Raw genomic sequence first — 18,956 nt, 5'->3', positions numbered from 1 at the left:
TAAAAAGACAATCATTGCTGACTGTCTTAATACTTATTAAAATATTTACCTACCTAACAAAACTTTATGCGCCCTAAAAATTTTGTTATTTAACAATAAAATAAAAAGTAAACAATAAGTTTATCTTTTATTTATATTTATATTTATGGTGGAGATGGTGGGAATTGAACCCACTTCCAAAAATAAGCCCCAATTAACATCTACAGTTTATTTTATTCAAAAAAAATTTATTAAAGAAAAATATGAATAAACAAGTAATATCTCTAACTAGTTAATAGAATTTCAATATTGCTTATTAACATCACAATATCTAGTTTATCAAGTATCAACATTAAACTAGCCTAGATAAACTTAGGTTAAAATAATGTGCTATTTATATCCTTTAAAAGGTTGAATTAAGCAACTAATGTTGCCCCCCCAACAAAGTTATGATTTAACATATATGTTGGAATAGCTTGATGTTCTTTTTTGTTTCCGGTTATAACACCTCGAAGTAGATAAGGTTTACCACACCACTGCAGTTAATTGTTTGTTATTCCTGTCGAATCCATTACACCCCCACAAATGTATTATATCAAATTTATGGAATCTTTTGAAGGTCACGTTTAGTTTTCTTAGGTATTTGCTTTGAAGAAATAAAACAATCAGCTAATTATATTATTTAATTACTAAACTAACCCTACCCTTCTTGTTATTGTCATTTTTATTCGTCATCATTTTATCATATTATTGAATTTTTACACAATAAAAATTATTAATATTATTAAATTTTCACTAATATATATTAATTTATATTTTTACTTTGGATTGGCAACCCTTTTTAGGACAATTTTTATATAGACATTTGTTTTCTAAAAGTAACTGAAGATAAATAATTTAAACTGCCATGTATTCTAAGATTATTGTATCAATTAATGCAATCAAATAATTCAAGTTCTAATTGTGCAAGATCATTGAATTTTCTACCATTAATAAATTTTGTTTTAAAAACTTTATAAGTTGCTTCAGCAACTGCATTATCATATGGACAACCCTTCGCATTCAATGATCTTTGAATTTTAAATGTAGATAATAATTGATCAATTATATTATTTTTAAACTCATTACCTCGGTCGGTATGAAATATTTCAATTTTTGATAATGGTCTAGTAATTCGCATAATAGCTTGATAAACCAACTCCGTATTTTTATTTGGTCCGGAACTATAACCAACAATCTCGCGACTATACAAATCAATTAGGAGACATACATAAAATCATTTAAAATCCACTTTTATATAAGTTAAGTCACTAACGATAATTTCATTTATTTTTCTATTATTAAAGTCTCGGTTTACAATGTTATTTACTGGATCATTATTTACTTGAATATTTTTGCATTTAAGTCTTGTTTTTGTGTGCTTTGATATCAAATTATTGTTTTTCATAATGTTTCTAATTTTGCGTCTAGATAGGTTAATACTTTTATGAGCTAATACTACTTTGATTTTTCGAGCTCCATAGACTTGGCGGCTTTCGTTAAATGCACTGATAATTTCTTGATTATAATTATTCACTATTTTCCTTGTGTATTTATTAATTTGATAATAGTAATTGGATTTTGAAATATTTAATAATTTACACATTTTTCTTATTGAATATTTTTTCTTATTGCTATTAACTATTGTTATTTTTTGGCCATTATCAGTGTCGCTTGCTTTAAAATATCATTTTCCATTTTTAAGTCTTTAAGTTCTTTTCGTAAAGTTATTATTTCATTTTCTTCTAATGTGCAATTGTCTTTTGCTTTAAATGAACCAGAATTATTATAATTTTTAACTCAACTATAAATAGTTGGTTTTGGTAAATTATATTCTTTCCCTAAATTAATAACACTTTTGCCATTTTTGTATAGCATAACAATTTGTTTTTTAAATTCTTCAGAGTATGAGGTTTTATTTCCCGTTTTTATATTCCTTCTTTCTTAATAATTTCGAAGTCTATATAATTATGGTCCAACTTATTGTAGCCTATCCAAGTATTATTTTTAATGGCATTTTTATATTTAATTCTAATTTTTATTTTGGCATAAATTTTATAAACAAAATATGCTAATAGCATGATGCTGATAATAATAAATATTATTCCAATCGCAATATTCATTTTTAAACTCCTTTAAAATAATTATAATTTATATCTTTTTTGTTGTTTTCTTTTTCGGCAATGAAAAAACCTAATAATTCTTGTCTTTTAATTAATTTGGTTTCTTTTTCTTTTTGATTAATTGAAATTATTTGATATTTACTATCTTTTATTATTCTGATGCAAATCGAATTTTCATATTTTCCTTTATAAACAAATCGTTTTGGAAACCAAATGCCGATTTGTTCATTAAATCATGGTATTTTTGGTGCTTTAATAAGCATTGCGTTTTGCGTTTCTTTTAAAAGATATTTTTTAGTATTTAAGAAAATGTTTTTAATGTTTTTCATAATAAATTTCCTTTCTTATAAATAAACTAAGTTATATTAACTAAGTTAGTTAACTTAGTTTTTTAAATACTTATATATCGCAGATTTAAGTGTTTAACAAGCTTTGTTAGTAAATTTTGTCTTTTAATTAGATAAAGATTTTAATAATTTTAAACTTAGCATCTCCCTATATAAAAATTTCTACACTTTAATATCCGCGCTCTACCCTTGGAACTAATTTAATAGCGTGTATATTTTTAGGAAATCCACCCATTCATTTTTTTATTGCAAAAAGAAACAAATTGCTATAGCTAATAGGATGTTATCTATTGACTGGTAAACTTCTTTTGGTTATGGCGACCACCCATAACTTATCGTGCTTTAATACATACCAACATTATTAATTCACTTATATTTAATTTTCAAAGAACAAACTTTTAACACCTTATAAAATAAAAAGACAATCATTACTGACTGCCTTAATACTTATTCAAATCTTTTGCTCACTTAACAAAACTTTATTCGCCCTGTTCCCTTCTTCTGAATAGAATTCAGAATGAATTATCAAGACACAGAATTTTGGACAGGCTCTGTTAAAAATGCAGAAATTAAAGATCATCTGTTTCAAAATGATCTTTAATTTCTGCATTTAACATTCTTTCAGTTAATTTTCTGGTAAATTCCTGAAAAATATTATTACTTTTAAATAAATCTTGTGGATTATCAATATTTTCTAAAAAATAATCCACAACTTTATCAATTGCATTAGGTTCTTTTTTTATTTTTTTGTCATTTTCTGTTATCCTTCGTTTAAGTATAATTCAGAATGAATTATCAAGACACAGAATTTTGGACAGCCCCCAAATATCCTAAATATTTATTTTATCTTAATTTTATCATTACTATAAATTAAAAATTAATATTTCTGAAATTATTTTATTATTTAATTTTGTTTTTATTAGTAAAAATAATTTATCTTTATTTATCTTTATTTTTTTTTATTTCATCATTAATAGTTAATGAAGGGATACTTATCTTTTAAACTGAGGTTGAATCTTGTTTTAAAATATAAACACTATCTTTAGTACCAAAATAAATATTATTTTCATCAAAATCAAAATACTTAATAAATAAGTTATTTGTTCCATCAATTTGTTTAACTTTAATTTCATTGTGCTTTAAAACATAAGCACCTTCGTTTTCGTCTGTTACAAAATAAATATTATTCTTACATTCACAAATACCATTAATATTTTTTTATCTAATATTTTTTCTATTTTATCATTTTTAAGAACATAAGCACCTTCCTTTGTTGCAAAATATAAATTAGCGGTTTTAAAATTAATAATTAAATGTTTATCTACTATTTTTATTTTTTTTTATTTCTTCGGCTAATTTTAAATTTGTTTTTAATAACGATAACTTATCACGAGATTTTAAAAAGAAAGCATCATTATTTTTAATACATATTAAATTAACCCTAATATTATTTAATTGAGTAATTTTCAAATTATTGTCTAATTTATATAATCCATTATCTGTTCCAAAATAAACATTATTATCAAACGCAGAAATTGCATTTATATAAAAATCTTTTTGCTTTAATATAGATAGTGTTATTTTACCTTGTTTCAAAATATACATGCCATTATCCGCTTCAAAATAAACATCATTATTTTATACTAAAATTAAGGTTATATTTTTATTTTCTATTCAAGAAATTTTTGTCATTTCCTGTTTATTTAAATCTAAAAAAAATACCTTTGTTTTAAATTCCTTATTAATTAAATTACGAGAAATAATAATATTTTTATTATTATAAGTAACTTATTCTGTTCTTGTAAAAAGTGGAAATTTGTCTATTTTATTAAAATAATTATTATTTTTATAGAACATTAAACTAATGAAGACAATTATTAATAAAATAATTAAACTTAAAATATATAATAATTTTTTAAAGTTTTTAATAACCATCATTAAAAGATAAAAGACTTTTTATTTTTCCTAATATTGCTTTATTTCTTTCATCATTAGTTTTGAATTTTTTTATTTCTTGTTCACTAAAAAGATCTTCACTGATTTTACTTATAAAATTATTTAATTGTTGATTTGTCAATTCTAATTCTGTTATTTTTTTGTTTAATTGTTGATTTGTCAATTCTAATTCTGTTATTTTTTTGTTTAATTGTTGATTTGTCAATTCTAATTCTGTTATTTTTTTGTTTAATTGTTGATTTGTCAATTCTAATTCTGTTATTTTTTTGTTTAATTGTTGATTTGTCAATTCCAATTCTGTTATTTTTTTGCTTAATGTATTTTCATTATTTTTAGTAACTGTTAATTTTTCTTGTAATGTTACTATTTTACCAGTTAATTCCGTTATTTTTTGTTGTTTTTCATCTAATTTTGTATTTAAACTACTTTTTACTTGATTTATTTCCCTATTTTTATCATCTAAATCCTTCTGTAAATTTTCAACAATTTTTTCTAGTTGAGATATTACTATATTTAATTGATTTTCCTTATTAATTTCAATTTTAAACTTTTCTCGTAAGGATTCTATTTCGCCAGTCAATCCCGTTATTTTTTGTTGTTTTTCATCTAATTTTGTATTTAGTTCATTTTCTAGTTCTACTATTTTATTGTTTTTATTATTTAAATCTCTTTGTAAATTTTCCATCATTTTTTTACTATTTTCACTATTACGCAACTTGTCTTCTAACGAAGTAATGAAATCTTTTGATAAATTTATTTGATTATTTAGTTTATTTATTTTTTTACCTTCATTTTTTTCCAATTCTGCTATTTGCCTATTTTTATCATCTAAATCTTTCGCCATATTTTGAATTTTTACTTTTAACACAAAAAGAGATTGATTTAAATTTTTATTTAATTCTGTTAAGGATATATTTTTAAAAGAACTAACATCATTATCTAATAAAAATTCAATTTCATTATTTAAAGTTTCTAAAGTATCATTTAAACTATTTTTTTCTAATTTTGCTGTTTTTAATTCAATTTCTAATTCTGCTATTTTTTGTTGTTTTTCATCTAATTGTGTGTTTAGATTACTTTTCAGTTGATTTATTTCATTAATTAATTCCGCTATTTTTTGTTGTTTTTCATCTAATTGTGTGTTTAGATTACTTTTCAGTTGATTTATTTCTTTATTTTTATTATCTAGATTTTCTTTTATTAATTTTAATTGTTCTTTTATTAAAAAAAGTATATTTTTTGTTGACATTTCATTATTTAATTTAAATTTTGATTCTAAAAGATTTTGTAAATTTAAATTAATTTCTTTTAATTCTTTTGTAAAAGAATTTTCTAAATCTTTTTTTTCTTTAATTAATTGTTTTTTTGTAATTAACATGTTTTTTAAACTATTATAATTTAAATAATATATATTATTTAGGGTAATAAAATATATATTTTCTTTACTAAAAAAAACTTCTTTTATATTTCTTAATTTGTTTTTTATTTTTTTAAGAAAAATTCATTCTTTTGTATTTGCATTCAAAAAATACATTTTCTCTTCACATATAATATATATATTATTTTCAATATCAAAAAACATATTGTCAATATAGTAACTTAGTTTTAAGATAAATTGATCACAGTTATCTTTATTTACTATATTATTAGAAAATTTATACAATTCTTTATTATAAAAATCTTTTGAAGAAATAAGATAAATATTACTTTTGTTATCAATTTTAATTCCTTCTATATTTAAATTTTGATTAATTTGTTTTAAAAAATCTAAGTCAAAATATGTAAACTGATTTTGATAATAAATAGTTAAATTAAAAGAAAATTTTTTATCTTTCTTCCGACTAACAAAATAAACATCATTTTCATTATTAACATCAAAATCTAATATTTGTTCTTCAGAAAAAAATTTTTCTGCATAATCTTCGCTATTATTTATTAAATTATACTTAAATATATTATCATCTGATAAGAAATAAATAGTGTCCTTGCTGGTTTTAATTTTTGAAATATTAAAATTTTTAATACCATCTATATGAATATCTTTGATATAAGAACCATTTAAATTAAATCTAAAAATACTATTATTTAAAAGAAAATAAATATCATTTTCATTGATTAAAAATCGTATTAAATTATTTAATAAATAACTATATTTATTCGGTAAAGTAAAAGTTCTTTTATTTAATTGCTCCATTGATTCATTAAAATTATTGTTTGTTTTTGAATAAAGATAAAGTTCATTATTTTTGATATTTTTATACAAGAAATAAAAATAATTATTTTTAATATATGAACCAATAAATTCCAAATTTACATTATCTTTTTCATCTAATAAATTATTATATTTTTGTATTACATTTTTCTTTTCTTTTTGCTTTTGGATTAAATTATTTGATTCTTTTTGTTTTTGAATTGGATAATTAGCAGAAACTGCCGGCATACAACTACTTGTTATTGTAACTGTTCCTAATAATCCTACAAGTTTTTTTCTCATTTTGCTATTGTTCCTTTCCTTTTCGTTATTTTATTAAATTAGATATGCATTATTGTTAAACAAATAAAAAACATTAGCAGTGGCAACAAAGTTATTAATAGCAAAGCGGCCTAAACTCTTTTCTTATTTAGGGAATTAATTTTATCACATAACAAATATTTTTAAAATGAAATTTATTTTCTAGATCGCGTTTAGTTTTCTTAGGTATTCCTTTGAAGAAGTAAAAAAATCAGCTAATTATATTATTTAAGTACTAAACTAACCCTGGACGCATAAATTTTTGTTAGGTAGGAAAATGTTTAAATAATTTTTAATGACAAGCAACAACAATTTAATTATAATTTTATTTGGAAAATAAATAGAGCGTATAAAATATTCGTTTGGTGGGTAATTTTCCAAAAACTAAGAAAAAGACAGAAATAAAATTCTGTCTTTTTTAATTAGGTTAAAATTGTCGTTAGCCTTGCTTAGTTTAAGAAAATAATAGCAAAACCGACTAAATAAAACTCTCCTACTTGGAATGTCGTTAAACCAAGCAAGCGAGGATAAACAATATAGGGGGGGCCGTACCGCTACGACACAATGGGGGCAATTATTTTGGGCAATATAAAAGAGTTATTGTGGTTTGGGGATAAATCTTTAACCTGCAATAGTTAAAGGGTGGGTGTTCCACAATAAAAAAAATTTAGAAATCTTACTATTTATAAGGAGGTTTTGCGAGTGTCTTTAAAAGAACTCTGTCAAAAAGAGTTAAAAATTAAAGTACAAAATAAATCAACACTAATTAACAAATGTCAGTGTTATATCAATGATTATTTTACAAAATTAACCAAAAACAGAAAAGGTGGTTGATATTATAAAAAATATGCTCGGCATTGTTTAGCAAGGTTGGAATTTATTAATAAACAAAAAATAAATGCTAAACTTTGATTTTTAACTTTGCAATGCAAAAATAATCATCAAATTATTAAAAAATTAATTTTTAAGAAAAATAAATGATGAATTATTAATATCAAAAATTAGAAAGGAAAGTGTACATGTTTGAAAATAATATCAAAAATACAATTAGCGATTTAATTAACGAAATTAAAACAACAACAGAGAACAATTTGAGCAATTTAGAACAAATTACGGAATCTTTAATTGATAAAGTTAACAATATTGAAAATATCTTAAATCAAATACGATAAAAAATAAACCAACTACTTATTAAAATTAGTTGGTTTTTTATTTTGGTATGACAACCCTTTTTAGGACACTTTTTATGTAGACTGCCATTTTTTAAATTCAACGGGTGTTAAATAATTTAAGCCACCGTTAATTTAGAAAATGGCAGTCTACATAAAAAGTGTCCTAAAAAGGGTTGCTATTCCATAATTTTTTTTATTACTTATTTTTTAAATAAAATGATAATTAAATTGTGATTGTTTTTCTTTCAAAATTATTTAAATCTTTACCTACCTAACAAAACTTTATGCGTCATACCAATAAAATTGTCTACTTTTATCGTATAGTGTCAATTGCCGGATTAAAAGTAATTGTATAAATCATTAGCTTATTCTCCCTTTTCTAATTATTATTTTATCTTAAAGATGTTAAAAAGTCTTTTTATATTAGTAAAAATGAAATATCATAATTAAAAAGTAGTTTTTATAATTAATTATAAAAACTACTTAAATTAGATTTATTTTGGGGGCTCCTTCAACTATTTTAAAAGAACCAGTTAATGGTATTTTTAAATCTTAACTCACAGTCTAATGGTGGTCCGGGGCGGAATCGAACCGCCGACACCTTGAGCTTCAATCAAGTGCTCTACCGACTGAGCTACCGAACCCTACTCTAACCTGGCGGCCCCGAAGGGAATTGAACCCTTGGTCTCCTCTGTGACAGAGAGGCATGTTAACCACTACACCACGGGGCCAATTGGTTGCGGGAGAAGGATTTGAACCTCCGACCTTCAGGTTATGAGCCTGACGAGCTACCAGACTGCTCTATCCCGCGATATGTTTCGTTAATAATTACTATTATAATGGCGGAGGTGAAGGGATTTGAACCCCTGCGAGTTTTTATACTCCTTGCGGTTTTCAAGACCGCTCCCTTCAACCAGGCTTGGGTACACCTCCATAAAATAATATCATAATGGTGGACCCTGTAGGGCTCGAACCTACGGCCATCCGGTTATGAGCCGGATGCTCTAACCAACTGAGCTAAGGGTCCAATATTAAAACTAACTTATATTTAATTGGTTGTTTAAATCTATAAAATTGTCACTAATCTTAAACAAAATAAATTATAATAAAAATAACGCAAGTTTGCAAGCATAAACCAAGATAAGGTCGCGTTTAGTTTTCTTAGGTATTGTTTTGAAGAAGTAAAACAATCAGCTAATTATATTATTTAATTACTAAACTAACCCTACCCTTCTTGTTATTGTCATTTTTATTCATTACCATTCTATCATATTATTGAATTTTTACACAATAAAAATTATTAATATTATTAAATTTTCACTAATATATATTAATTTATATTTTTACTTACTTAAATCTATTATATTTGTTTGTTACAGCATTACCTTTATAATTAATTCAACTATCATCATTTTTATTATTATATTTATTTCATAATGAATTTTTATATATTTCTTTTCTGATTTCTATGGATAGGCTACAATAAGTTGGACCATAATTATATAGACTTCGAAATTATTAAGAAAGAAGGAATATAAAAATGGGAAATAAAACCTCATACTCTGAAGAATTTAAAAAACAAATTGTTATGCTATACAAAAATGGCAAAAGTGTTATTAATTTAGGGAAAGAATATAATTTACCAAAACCAACTATTTATAGTTGAGTTAAAAATTATAATAATTCTGGTTCATTTAAAGCAAAAGACAATCGCGCACTAGAAGAAAATGAAATAATAACTTTACGAAAAGAACTTAAAGACTTAAAAATGGAAAATGACATTTTAAAGCAAGCCGCACTGATAATGGCCAAAAAATAACAATAATTAATAGCAATAAGAAAAAATATTCGATAAGAAAAATGTGTAAATTATTAAATATTTCAAAATCCAATTACTATTATCAAATTAATAAATACACAAGGAAAATAGTGAATAATTATAATCAAGAAATTATCAGTGCATTTAGCGAAAGCCACCAAGTCTATGGAGCTCGAAAAATCAAAGTAGTATTAGCTCATAAAAGTATTAACCTATCTAGACACAAAATTAGAAATATTATAAAAAACAATAATTTGATATCAAAGTACACAAAAACAAGACTTAAATGCAAAAATATTCAAGTAAATAATGATCCAGTAAATAACATTGTAAACCGAGACTTTAATAATAGAAAAATAAATGAAACTATCGTTAGTGACTTAACTTATATAAAGTGGGTTTTAAATGATTTTATGTGTGTCTCCTAATTGATTTGTATAATCGCGAGATTGTTGGTTATAGTTCCGGACCAAATAAAAATACGGAGTTGAGTTGGTTTATCAAGCTATTATGCGAATTACTAAACCATTATCAAAAATTGAAATATTTCATACCGACCGAGGTAATGAGTTTAAAAATAATATAATTGATCAATTATTATCTACATTTAAAATTCAAAGATCATTGAGTGCGAAGGGTTGTCCATATGATAATGCAGTTGCTAAAGCAACTTATAAAGTTTTTAAAACAGAATTTATTAATGGTAGAAAATTCAATGATCTTGCACAATTAGAACTTGAATTATTTGATTACATTAATTGATACAATAATCTTAGAGTACATGGCAGGGCAGTTTAAATTATTTATCTCCAGTTACTTTCAGGAAAACAAATGTCTACATAAAAAGTGTCCTAAAAAGGGTTGCCATTCCATAGTAGATAAAATTAAAGGTTATGTACCAAGTCTATTATAAAAATAAGAAAAATATCCAAACCAGTAATTTTAATTAATTACTGGTTTTTATTAATCTATAGATAAGAGAAAAAATTAAAAAGTTGTTTAAGGTAATTACGGTCATAGAAAAAGCCCGCCCAAAATTTTTTGTCTTGATAATTTTATTCTGAACTTTCCAAAGAAATAGAACAAAAAAGCAAAATCCCCTTGATACACTTGATAAAGTTGCTGATTATTTTTTAGAAGTAAAATTTAAAGACAGAGTAAATCTAAGTTAATTCTTAGAGGTACAGTTAATTGTACAGACCCAATTTTTTAGTTATTAAGGATTTTCAATTTCGATTTCAAAATCATTTGTTTCTTGCAATATGTAGTCTATGATGTTATTAACTTTAAAATCATCCAACTCTGTACCTTGTGCTTTAATTGTTATTTTTTTATCAATTATTCAAACTTCATGCGGTCTGCTGTTAACTCCTTTATAAGGAATAAGGAATATTATGGTGAGTGTCAGGCATTTTTTGTCTGTGTGTAGTTATTAGTTGTTTAATTTTTTTTGTTTACTTTAACTATTTTCAAATTCTTTTGTAAATCAAAAAGTAAAAGTGTCTAAATCTTTTATTTCTGGTGGCTTTTCATTTAAATTGATATTATCTTTTTTATCTATGTTAACTACAAAAAGTTGATTGTTATTTTTTAAAATAAGAAATTTTACTTTTTTTAAGCCCTTGATTTCAAAATTATAAACTTTATTACTTTGTCTTTTATTTCTAATTAATTGTGTTGTTGTTTTGTCATTGTTAATTTTTTGGGGAATGGTAAAAATGTTATTGAAACCAATAATTAACACGGTAAATATTTTCATAAACATTTTTATCACTCCTTTTTAAAATATTTTATTTTTTATTGTTCTTTTTTCTTTAATTTTTTTAATAAGTCACTCAATACCACAATTTATAATTAAAGCTATTGTAATGCATATATCTAAATACCCTAGTATCATAAGTGAAATTAATGCTTCAAATTTTTCATATAATAATTTCAAATCATTAATTTCCAATTTTAAAAATGGAATGAAAAAGATAATAATCATAAAAATGTAAGGCAAAATTTTCCATCAATATTTTTTTAAAGAATTAATGAGTTTGTTTGATTTCGTTTTTCAAAACTCTTTTTGCTTTAATTTTTTGAATAATAAAGCGGATTAATTTTTCAAATTTAAGTGCAAAATAATATTGCTCCGCCTCATCAAAAAACAAATATTCCTGCCGGCATAATACCACTATTGAACTTGCCAAAGAAATTAACCATCTCTTCATTCATAAAATCATTAAATTCTTTACTTGTTCCAGTTATTCATTTAGTATCACTTACTATTAATGCACAAATTAATAAGCTTATAAAGATGAAAATGATACTTAATACTATTTTTAACCACTGCTTTTTAAAAGAATTTTTAATTCTTAATTTTAATGGCATTTTTTCTTTTGAATTATCTTTTTTAAATAATTTTGCTAAAAGTTTTTTCATTTTAACTCTCCTTTCATATTTTTTATCGCCCTTTAATCACAATAAATAAAGTAACAAGTACACAAGTGACGCCCAGAATGGTAAAGATTGGATGTTGCAAAAATATTCGAGCCATCGGTTTAAACAAATCTAAAATTGTTAAATTGCTAGTAATAAATTTTTGGAAATTGGCAAGCCCTTCGCTAATATAGTTTGTTAAAGTGTCAAAATGACTACCAGCTAATAGTTCAAGAACAGTTATTAAGATAAAAATAATAATTAGTTTAAATATTGTTACTTATTTTGTTTTATTTTTATTGGTTTTATTTGTTTTTTTTAGCTTTTCCTCACACACTTAACCGCCCCTTATTTTTAACCGCGTATTGGCGTTGTTTTTCTAAATTAACTTGTTGACTACCAAATTCAAGAATAATTGCCATAAGAAATTCTACAGCCAGTGTTAAGAATAAAAGAAATATTAATTGAATTTTCGTTCCTGGTACTTCAAGACTTCAAATTAAATCAAAAACTTTATAAAGCATTTGGGCGAGAAAGTCGGCCATTTTTGCAAGATTTTCTATTTTTTATTGTTCCTTTTCTTTCATTTTTCTTAAAAATTTGCTAAATTTATTCATTTTTAAGTATTCTAAGTCTTCTAAATCAATTGCTGTATCAGATCAGCATATAGTATTTGTCTTCGTAGTCAGGATTTACTTTTGAATTTAAGTAATCTTTTAAAAATGCTAGGTAAAAAGAATTGTAAGTGTTAATTATTGGCAGAGGAATTTTTAGTTTAAAAAAATAAATATCAAGTTCAGTAATATCACGATATTTAATGCGACGACCCCTTTTACTATTTTTAGCATCAATTAAGGTGTTTCGTCAGCGTTCATATTCTTCAATGCTCGTAAAGGCGCCATAAATGACTTTTAAGTAGGGACGAAAAATATTAACGGGTTTTTTACAAATTCCCGCAATTACATTATTGGCAATATCACGAACTTTAACTCAAATATGTTTATCTCTTTGACCGCTAGTCAGCACAATATGACCGAAATGGCGGGCCAAAGCAAAATGCTTTTGGATGCCGCTTTCTTCGTTTTTGGTATTATTTTTTTTCTCAATCCGTTCCTTCTAAAAATAAATTGGTTTCATCTCATAGAAGTAAGGTCTTATCTGGCAATACCCGACAATCAAAGTCTAACAAGCCCATATGTCCTAAACTTAATTTTTGAGTTTCTAGTAATGGAAAAGTTGAGGCGATATGATATTTCTTCTTTTTTAGTAATTTTGATGCGTATACTAAAAAGGCAGTTTTTCCAGCTCCTAATGAACCAATCACAATATTTAATGGTGAATTTTTTAAGAAATTAATAACTTTGTTAATTTGTGTTAAATTACCGATTTTAAAAAGAAAAATTAAAATACAACCTGCTAAAAATAAATAGCTTACAATGTTTTTAAAATAACCATAACCGTTGTAAATATATCAAATTGCTCCGCAATGTCATAAAATTAGAAATGAGGTGCGATTCAATTCAATAAAATGGTTATTTTTTTCTATTATTCATTTGCAAAATTTCATCTTGCACCCCACTTTATTTTTTTGTTAGCGGACTGACTCTGACTGCGCCAAGTAATTTTTCAAACATTTTAAAGCAAATAAAGAATATTACCAAAATAAATGGAAAAATGAAGATTCAGTAATCAGCAAAGAAGTTACCGACTTGTGGCATATTAACAGCAATAATTTCTCACATTTTAGTAAACGCCGTTATAATTGCGTTTCACAATTTAGTCATCGCGTCACCAGCTGTTATTTTTTCTACTGTTGCTGGTGTATCGGCCAAAAAAGTTCCAATCATATAATCACCTCCTTTCTCTTTAAAACATTCATCATTTATATTCAAAGTTTTTCTTAAATTTGTTAAACCCACAATTAACCTTACTTAACACGATTGTATTTTTTCCTAATTAATTTTGAATTTCTTTGGGAATGCATCACAATGTAACTTCTTGACATTAATTTTGCCTCTATCTAAATACTGATATGGTTTTTCAAAGTAACATTAGAATAAATCACACCATAATCGCTGTTAAGAATCAAAAAGCAATGTTTGCTATTAAAATTCAAAGTGGTGCTTCGGTTAATTTAATTTCTTTGCCACCAGTAATGTGAGCCGGAATAGTTGTAATTTTAATAAATAAATCTCAGAAAGTTTGTTTAATTTGTTCTTAATTAAATTCTTTTAAATTTACTGTCATTTTTTATCGCCCAAAAATCATTTTTATTGGTAAATACATAATTGAAATTAAGGCGAAAAGAAAAGTAATGATAATAATTAATCCGGCAATAAATGCAGCCTGTGCAGGCATTTTTTCTATCGAAACAAACAGTTTTAAGAATTCCATAATAATTTCTCAAAACATTATTTTTTACTCGCGTTATTTTCTTTTGAATTAGGAGCTTTAACCCATTCTTCAAAGCGAGCAATAAATATCTTTTCATCTTTTGTGAAATTACCAGTATTATTTTTAATGACATTTTTATATTTAATTCGCATTTTTATTTTGGCATAAATTTTATAAGCAAAATATACCAATAGCATTGTGCAAATGATAATAAATATTATTTCAATCGCAATATTCATTTTTAAACTCCTTTAAAATAGTTATAATTTATATCTTTTTTGTTGTTTTCTTTTTTGGCAACGAAGAAGCTTAATAATTTTTGGCCTTTAATTAATTTGGTTTCATTTTCTTTTTGATTAATTGAAATTATTTGATATTTACTATCTTTTATTATTCTGATGCAAATCGAATTTTCATATTTTCCTTTATAAACAAATCGTTTTGGAAACCAAATGCCGATTTGTTCATTAAATCACGGAATTTTTGGTGCTTTAATAAGCATTGCGTTTTGTGTTTCTTTTAAAAGATATTTTTTAGTATTTAAGAAAATGTTTTCAATGTTTTTCATAATAAATTACCTTTCTTATAGATAAACTAAGTTATATTTAACTAAGTTAGTTAACTTAGTTTTTTAAACACTTATATATCGCAGATTTAAGTGTTTAACAAGCTTTGTTATTAAATTTTGTTTTTTAATTAGATAAAGATTTTAATAATTTTAAACTTAGTATCTCTCTATATAGAAATTTCTACACTTTAATGTCCGCATCCTCCCCTTGGAACTAATTTAATAGCATGTATATTTTTAGGAAATCCACCCCATTCATTTTTTTATTGCAAAACGAAACAAATTGCTATAGCTAATAGGATGTTATCTATTAACTGGTAAACTTCTTTTGGTTATGACGATCACCCACAATTTATCGTGCTTTAATACATACCAACATTATTAATTCACTTGTATTTAATTTTCAAAGAACAAATTTTTAACATCTTATAAAATAAAAAGACAATCATTGCTGACTGTCTTAATACTTATTCAAATGTTTCCCCGCCCAATAAAACTTTATGCGCCCCCAAGATAAATAATAAAGTTTACTATTTCTATTTAATATTCTAGGAATTAATATTAGATTCAGGACTCGCTAAAGATTCAAATTTATCACAAAGAACTAAAATGCCACCAATAAAACCAGAAAAAATTTCAAAAATACCTGCCAAAATATAATTTTAACTCTTTTTAACTAATAATAAACTATTAGTTACTATCCCCATCACTGCCAAAATTACTAAAATAACATTAATAATTCAAAATACACCAAATATAAATCTAACAACTCCGGCTCTAATTAAAGTATGTGCCAATGAAATTAGAGCAAAAAATAAAATGATAATTAAATTGTCATTACTTTTCATTAAAAATTATTTAAACTTTTTCCTACCTAACAAAACTTTATGCGTCCAATAACTTTATTTCATACCGATCGTGGTAATGAGTTCAAAAATAAAATCATTGATGAAATTTTAATAACCTTTAATATTAAAAGATCATTAAGCAATAAAGGTTGTCCTTATGATAATGCTGTGGCTGAAACAACTTACAAAACCTTTAAAACAGAATTTATTAAGGGTAAAAAATTTGAAAATTTAACACAATTAAAATGCGAACTATTTGATTTTGTTAATTGATACAACAATATTCGAATTCACGGTAGCTTAAATTATTTAACACCCGTTGAATTTAGAAAATGGCAGTCTACATAATAAAAAGTGTCCTAAAAAGGATTGTCATTCCAGTTAATTGTACAATCCCAAAAAAGTGACCAAAATAATGATCATATTTTCTGTTACTAAAACATATGATAGAATAAGATGTGAGAAGATAAGAAAGGTAATAGCAGATGAATAAAGAACAAAAATTTACGAATAATTTTAATGGGAAGAAAATTGTTATTGAGTATGGTAGTTTAGCATCACTAGCAACAAGTTCAATTTTAGTACGTTATGAGGAAAGTACGGTATTAAGTATTGTTAGTTTTAATGAAGAACCATCAACATTAGATTTTTTTCCTTTAACAGTTGTATTTCAAGAAAAATTATATTCTGTTGGAAAAATTCCTGGAGGGTTTTTTAAGCGCGAAGGAAAGCCTAGTGAATATTCAACATTAGCATCAAGGTTAATTGATCGTCCTTTGCGACCTTTGTTTCCTAATAATTTTAATCACGAAATTCAAGTAATTAATAATGTATTAACGGTTGATTCTAAAGCTGATGTCAGAATGGCAGCATTATTAGGTTCTTCATTAGCATTATGTATTTCAAAAATTCCTTTTAATGGTCCGGTAGCAGGAGTTGTTATTGGGAAAATAAATGGTGAATTAATTTGTAATCCTACAAGTCAGCAATTAGAACAATCATCGTTAGAATTAATTGTTGCGGGAACAAAAGCATCAATTAATATGGTTGAAGCTAGTGGTCAAGAAATTAGTGAAGAAGAAATGTTAGTAGCAATTTCGACGGCACATACAGAAATTAAAAAATTAGTTGCTTTTCAAGAAGATATTATTAATATTATTGGTCAAGAAAAAATGCCTATTATTGAATTAGAATTTGATAATAAGTTAGTATCAACTATTACTAGTCAGTATGAACAACAAATTATTAAAGCTTTAAGTATTAAAACGAAACAAGAACAAAAAAAAGCTTTAAAAGATGTTTATAATGCCTTGTTTGCTGTTTATGATAATCAACAATATGTTAATGAATTAGAAAAAAAAATGGTTATTAAACAAATTAGAGCTATTTATCAAACTTTATTAAAGAAAATTGTTCGTAATTTTATTATTAATAAGAAAATTCGTTTAGATGGTCGTGTGAGCAATGAAATTCGACAGCTAACATCAATTATTGATTTTCTGCCAATAGTTCACGGTAGTGCTTTATTTACTCGTGGCGAAACGCAAGTATTATCAATTGTAACTTTAGGAGCTCTAGGAGAACATCAAATTATTGATGGTTTAACAGAAGAGGAAAGTAAACGCTTTATGCATCATTATAATTTTCCATCATTTTCAGTTGGCGAAACCGGAAGATTTGGACCACCAACTAGAAGAGAAATTGGTCATGGAGCATTAGCAGAAAAAGCATTGTTACAAGTATTGCCTAATATTGATGATTTTCCTTATACGATTAGAGTTGTAACGGAAGTATTGGCATCTAATGGTTCAACCTCCCAAGCAGCAATTTGTGCTTCTTCATTAGCTTTAATGGCTAGTGGAGTACCGTTGAAATCTAGTGTTGCCGGGAGTGCAATGGGATTAATTAAAGATGGTAATGATTATGTTATTTTAAGTGATATTCAAGGTAGTGAAGATCACTTTGGCGATATGGATTTTAAAGTTTCAGGAACAAACCAAGGAATTTGTGCTTTACAAATGGATATTAAAATTGATGGCATTACAATGGAAATTTTTAAAGAAGTATTACTGCAAGCTAAAATTGGGCGAAAGAATATTTTAGATAATATGAAAAAAACAATTGATGTTGCTCGTGATAAAGTAAGTAAAAATGCTCCTAAAATTAAACAATTACAAATTCCGATTAATCGTATTCGTGATGTTATTGGTGTTGGTGGTAAAGTAATTACTAATATTGTTGAAGTTTCTGATAATGTTAAAATTGATATTGATGATCATGGTAAAGTAACTATTTATCATAAAGATGAAGCATCAATATTAATGGCAGAAAAATTAATTAAAGATATTATTGAACCGGTTATAATTGGAGAAATTATTACGGGAACTGTTGTTCGGATTGAAAAGTTTGGTTACTTTATTAATTTAAAAGAGAATATTGATGGATTATTACATAATTCAAAAATTCCGAAAAATACTTCGTTATTAAAATTAAAACAAAAAGTAACAATAAAAGTAATTGGTATTGATGAAAAAAATCGTGTTAATTTAGAATTAATTAGTGAAAATAAAATTAAAATTGAATAGAAAAATAAAATGGACTTTTATTTAAAATATGTAGAAACCATATACATATATATGACAAGATTTTGGTTTTTACAAGCTTGCTGTTAATTAATAAATAAATACGAGCTCATTTATTTATTACAAAAAATATAAGGTTAAATTAATATTTATTATTTTTAGTTGTGCCTTGTATTTTTTTGTGCCTTGATAGTAA

At 24.8% G+C, this 18,956-nt stretch carries 19 protein-coding genes, 5 tRNA genes, 1 other RNA gene and 3 pseudogenes; 6 read left to right on the top strand and 22 right to left on the bottom strand.

Features of this window, described 5'->3' with window-relative positions:
- Positions 1–146: 146 nt before the first annotated feature.
- The 7 genes and pseudogenes from ssrA to AACK93_RS01970 form a co-directional block, all read right to left on the bottom strand.
- Positions 147–560: a transfer-messenger RNA gene (gene ssrA, locus AACK93_RS02000) on the bottom strand.
- Positions 561–832: 272 nt separating this feature from the next.
- Positions 833–1,896 (bottom strand): IS3 family transposase gene (locus tag AACK93_RS01995; RefSeq protein WP_339024923.1). Its coding sequence is split into 2 segments (ribosomal slippage): positions 833–1,701 and positions 1,701–1,896, totalling 1,065 coding nucleotides; the frame shifts between segments, so codons are not numbered across the junction.
- 50 nt (positions 1,897–1,946) lie between these two features.
- Complete coding sequence (locus tag AACK93_RS01990) at positions 1,947–2,141, bottom strand: hypothetical protein (RefSeq protein ID WP_339024922.1); 195 nt, start codon at positions 2,139–2,141, stop codon at positions 1,947–1,949.
- A 2-nt stretch (positions 2,142–2,143) separates the two neighbouring features.
- The gene (locus AACK93_RS01985) at positions 2,144–2,470 is read right to left on the bottom strand and encodes a hypothetical protein (protein WP_339024921.1); all 327 of its coding nucleotides are present in this window, start codon (positions 2,468–2,470) and stop codon (positions 2,144–2,146) included.
- Between the two features lie 593 nt (positions 2,471–3,063).
- A pseudogene (locus tag AACK93_RS01980) lies at positions 3,064–3,252 on the bottom strand (IS256 family transposase); the annotation flags it as partial.
- 553 nt (positions 3,253–3,805) lie between these two features.
- Complete coding sequence (locus AACK93_RS01975; protein WP_339024918.1) at positions 3,806–4,093, bottom strand: hypothetical protein; 288 nt, start codon at positions 4,091–4,093, stop codon at positions 3,806–3,808.
- A 319-nt stretch (positions 4,094–4,412) separates the two neighbouring features.
- A complete protein-coding gene (locus tag AACK93_RS01970) occupies positions 4,413–6,938 on the bottom strand; it encodes a hypothetical protein (protein WP_339024917.1) in 2,526 nt (841 codons plus the stop codon).
- Positions 6,939–7,826: 888 nt separating this feature from the next.
- Here AACK93_RS01970 and AACK93_RS01965 point away from each other — a divergent pair.
- Both AACK93_RS01965 and AACK93_RS01960 read left to right on the top strand, forming a co-directional pair.
- A complete protein-coding gene (locus AACK93_RS01965) occupies positions 7,827–7,961 on the top strand; it encodes a hypothetical protein (protein ID WP_339024916.1) in 135 nt (44 codons plus the stop codon).
- Positions 7,962–7,975: 14 nt separating this feature from the next.
- The gene (locus tag AACK93_RS01960; RefSeq protein ID WP_339024572.1) at positions 7,976–8,128 is read left to right on the top strand and encodes a hypothetical protein; all 153 of its coding nucleotides are present in this window, start codon (positions 7,976–7,978) and stop codon (positions 8,126–8,128) included.
- A 568-nt stretch (positions 8,129–8,696) separates the two neighbouring features.
- Here AACK93_RS01960 and AACK93_RS01955 read toward each other — a convergent pair.
- The 5 genes from AACK93_RS01955 to AACK93_RS01935 form a co-directional block, all read right to left on the bottom strand.
- Positions 8,697–8,772: transfer RNA gene (locus AACK93_RS01955), tRNA-Phe, on the bottom strand.
- Between the two features lie 11 nt (positions 8,773–8,783).
- Positions 8,784–8,859: transfer RNA gene (locus tag AACK93_RS01950), tRNA-Asp, on the bottom strand.
- Positions 8,860–8,862: 3 nt separating this feature from the next.
- Positions 8,863–8,939 (bottom strand) — tRNA-Met (locus AACK93_RS01945).
- 29 nt (positions 8,940–8,968) lie between these two features.
- Positions 8,969–9,061, bottom strand: a tRNA-Ser gene (locus AACK93_RS01940).
- Positions 9,062–9,078: 17 nt separating this feature from the next.
- Positions 9,079–9,155 (bottom strand) — tRNA-Ile (locus tag AACK93_RS01935).
- A gap of 513 nt (positions 9,156–9,668) precedes the next feature.
- Here AACK93_RS01935 and AACK93_RS01930 point away from each other — a divergent pair.
- Positions 9,669–10,822, top strand: a pseudogene (locus tag AACK93_RS01930) (IS3 family transposase).
- A 584-nt stretch (positions 10,823–11,406) separates the two neighbouring features.
- Here AACK93_RS01930 and AACK93_RS01925 read toward each other — a convergent pair.
- From AACK93_RS01925 to AACK93_RS01900, 6 genes are all read right to left on the bottom strand, one after another.
- Positions 11,407–11,712 carry a hypothetical protein gene (locus AACK93_RS01925; RefSeq protein WP_339024915.1) on the bottom strand — a complete coding sequence of 102 codons (306 nt, stop codon included), beginning with the start codon at positions 11,710–11,712 and terminating at the stop codon, positions 11,407–11,409.
- 347 nt (positions 11,713–12,059) lie between these two features.
- The gene (locus AACK93_RS01920; RefSeq protein WP_339024913.1) at positions 12,060–12,371 is read right to left on the bottom strand and encodes a hypothetical protein; all 312 of its coding nucleotides are present in this window, start codon (positions 12,369–12,371) and stop codon (positions 12,060–12,062) included.
- Between the two features lie 302 nt (positions 12,372–12,673).
- Positions 12,674–12,913: a hypothetical protein gene (locus AACK93_RS01915; protein ID WP_339024912.1), complete on the bottom strand. Its 240-nt coding sequence runs from the start codon at positions 12,911–12,913 to the stop codon at positions 12,674–12,676.
- Positions 12,914–12,977: 64 nt separating this feature from the next.
- The gene (locus AACK93_RS01910; protein WP_339024910.1) at positions 12,978–13,418 is read right to left on the bottom strand and encodes a hypothetical protein; all 441 of its coding nucleotides are present in this window, start codon (positions 13,416–13,418) and stop codon (positions 12,978–12,980) included.
- Positions 13,419–13,458: 40 nt separating this feature from the next.
- Positions 13,459–13,935, bottom strand: a complete 477-nt coding sequence (locus AACK93_RS01905; protein WP_339024909.1) for a hypothetical protein — start codon at positions 13,933–13,935, stop codon at positions 13,459–13,461.
- Positions 13,936–13,948: 13 nt separating this feature from the next.
- Positions 13,949–14,287, bottom strand: coding sequence for a hypothetical protein (locus AACK93_RS01900; RefSeq protein ID WP_339024908.1), 339 nt, complete (start codon positions 14,285–14,287; stop codon positions 13,949–13,951).
- A 176-nt stretch (positions 14,288–14,463) separates the two neighbouring features.
- Between AACK93_RS01900 and AACK93_RS01895 the strand changes: the two genes are divergently transcribed.
- A complete protein-coding gene (locus AACK93_RS01895; RefSeq protein WP_339024907.1) occupies positions 14,464–14,589 on the top strand; it encodes a hypothetical protein in 126 nt (41 codons plus the stop codon).
- A gap of 29 nt (positions 14,590–14,618) precedes the next feature.
- Here the strand turns inward: AACK93_RS01895 and AACK93_RS01890 are convergent, their stop codons facing one another.
- The 4 genes from AACK93_RS01890 to AACK93_RS01875 all read right to left on the bottom strand — a co-directional run bounded on the left by AACK93_RS01890 (position 14,619) and on the right by AACK93_RS01875 (position 16,178).
- Positions 14,619–14,780, bottom strand: coding sequence for a hypothetical protein (locus AACK93_RS01890; RefSeq protein WP_339024380.1), 162 nt, complete (start codon positions 14,778–14,780; stop codon positions 14,619–14,621).
- Complete coding sequence (locus AACK93_RS01885) at positions 14,780–15,001, bottom strand: hypothetical protein (protein WP_339024905.1); 222 nt, start codon at positions 14,999–15,001, stop codon at positions 14,780–14,782. Before AACK93_RS01885 ends, AACK93_RS01890 begins: the two co-directional genes overlap by 1 nt.
- Before the next feature lie 2 nt (positions 15,002–15,003).
- Positions 15,004–15,330 carry a hypothetical protein gene (locus AACK93_RS01880; RefSeq protein WP_339024904.1) on the bottom strand — a complete coding sequence of 109 codons (327 nt, stop codon included), beginning with the start codon at positions 15,328–15,330 and terminating at the stop codon, positions 15,004–15,006.
- A 662-nt stretch (positions 15,331–15,992) separates the two neighbouring features.
- Entirely contained in the window at positions 15,993–16,178 is a 186-nt protein-coding gene (locus AACK93_RS01875) for a hypothetical protein (RefSeq protein WP_339024902.1), read from the bottom strand.
- A gap of 51 nt (positions 16,179–16,229) precedes the next feature.
- Here AACK93_RS01875 and AACK93_RS01870 point away from each other — a divergent pair.
- A pseudogene (locus AACK93_RS01870) lies at positions 16,230–16,526 on the top strand (IS3 family transposase); the annotation flags it as partial.
- A 137-nt stretch (positions 16,527–16,663) separates the two neighbouring features.
- Entirely contained in the window at positions 16,664–18,763 is a 2,100-nt protein-coding gene (locus AACK93_RS01865) for a polyribonucleotide nucleotidyltransferase (RefSeq protein ID WP_339024900.1), read from the top strand.
- The last annotated feature ends 193 nt before the right edge of the window (positions 18,764–18,956 follow it).

It is taken from the genome of Spiroplasma endosymbiont of Agriotes lineatus (assembly GCF_964019485.1).
In the GTDB taxonomy this organism is placed as follows: domain Bacteria; phylum Bacillota_I; class Bacilli_A; order Mycoplasmatales; family Nriv7; genus Nriv7.
The sequence above is the reverse complement of the archived record's forward strand: the minus strand, read 5'-3'. Positions and strand labels throughout refer to the sequence as shown.